A 1,724-nucleotide genomic window follows, 5' to 3' on the forward strand; every position below is an offset into this window, starting at 1 on the left:
CCGGCTGATGATCTCGCCAGGAACGGCCAGCAGCAATTTCCGATCGTCATGGGCGGGATCGCGGTGGTCGCCAATCTCGATGGCCTGCCGGAGCAAGGTCTGCGCCTCTCCGGCCCGGTGATCGCCGACATCTATCTGGGCAAGATCAAGTCCTGGTCCGATCCTGCGATAAGGGTGCTCAATCCCGACATAGCCCTTCCCGATCTCGCCATCAGCGTCATCCACCGGCAGGACGGTTCGGGCTCAACCTATGTCTTCACCGAGTTTCTGTCATCGACAAGCGAAGACTGGAAGACGAAGCTTGGAGCCGACACTCTGATCGACTGGCCGCTCGGGACAGGCGCGGAAGGTACGCAAGCGCTTCTTCGTGCCGTGGCTGCGAGCAAGGGAGCGATTGCCTACGCCGAATACGGCCAGGTTCTTCGCGCCGGCCTTCCCTTCGCAGCGGTCCAGAACAAATCCGGCAAGTTCGTCAAACCGGACCCGCAGGGCGTGCAAGCAGCGGCCACCTCCGTCGCCTGGGGGGAAACGACCGACTTCTTCGCCTCCCTCACCAATCGCAGCGGAGATGGTGCGTACCCGATCAGCACGGCGGTGTTCGCCGTTGTCCAGGTCTCGGGGCGTTCGGAACATCGCTATCGCCGCGTGCATGATCTTTTCCGGCTCGCCTTCGCGCAAGGTGCCGGCGACGCCACCGCACTCGGCTATGTGCCGCTGCCGAAAGCGCTCATTGGCCAGATCGAACAGTATTGGGCAAGGCAATTGCCGGTCGGAAACTGACCCGAACGAAGCTGCCTTGCGCAGCAACTGAACTTCATACCGCGTCGTCGTGGCGACTTGTTGGGGACTGCCTGAAATGGACATAGATATCTTCAAGGACATCCTCGTGCCGGTGATCGGCGGCTTGGGCATCTTCATGCTCGGTCTGGATTTCATGGCAAACGGCATCCAGGCGCTGTCGGTCAACCGGATGCGCGACTTTCTCGCCAAGGCAGCCGGTACGCCGGTCAAAGGTGTGCTGGCGGGAACGCTGATTACCGGCGTCATCCAGTCGTCGACGGCGATGAGCGTCATGGTCGTCGGGCTGGTCAATGCCGGTGTCATCGCCCTGCGGCCGGCGATCAGCGTGATCATGGGCGCCAACATCGGCACCACGCTCGGCAACGGGCTCATCGCCCTGCCGCTCGGTCCGCTCGGATTGATCCTGGCCGGCGTGTTCTCGCTGGTCTACTGCTTCGCCAAAAGCGAAAAGGTGAAGAACATAGCGCTCGCCTGCATGGGTTTCGCTCTGATCTTCTACGGCCTCAATTTGATGACCGGCGGCCTGCGTCCGCTTCGCAACCTGCCGGAAGTCATGGCGCTGCTGCAGACGCTGACGGCCGACTCCTACCTCAACCTTTTCAAATGCGTGTTCATCGCCGCCGGCGTGACCGCGATGATCCACTCGTCCTCGGCGACGATCGGCATCGTCATGGGCCTTGGCGCGGCGGGCATTCTCGACTGGACAACCGCCGTCGCCTTCTCGCTCGGTGCCGATCTCGGCACCACGATCACGTCGTGGATGGCTTCGCTCAACCTTTCGAAGAACGCCAAGCGGACCGCCTATGCGCACATCTTGTTCAATATCATCGGGGTGTGCATCACCATCCCTCTGTTCTTCGTCTCCATCCAGGTGCTGGAATGGGCCATGCAGTTCTTCGGCGGCGATCCGGCCGTTCCGGTGA

Annotated in this window: 2 protein-coding genes; both read left to right on the forward strand. The window is 61.8% G+C overall.

Features of this window, described 5'->3' with window-relative positions; genetic code table 11:
* Positions 1-780 (forward strand): phosphate ABC transporter substrate-binding protein PstS (gene pstS, locus EOB49_RS30235; protein ID WP_245472892.1); only part of this gene is annotated, 780 nt, incomplete at its 5' end.
* A 76-nt stretch (positions 781-856) separates the two neighbouring features.
* Positions 857-1,724, forward strand: an 868-nt coding sequence (locus tag EOB49_RS30240; RefSeq protein WP_164781859.1) for a Na/Pi symporter, incomplete at its 3' end; no start/stop codon positions are given.

It is taken from the genome of Mesorhizobium sp. M7A.F.Ca.MR.148.00.0.0 (assembly GCF_003997735.1).
Lineage (GTDB): Bacteria > Pseudomonadota > Alphaproteobacteria > Rhizobiales > Rhizobiaceae > Mesorhizobium.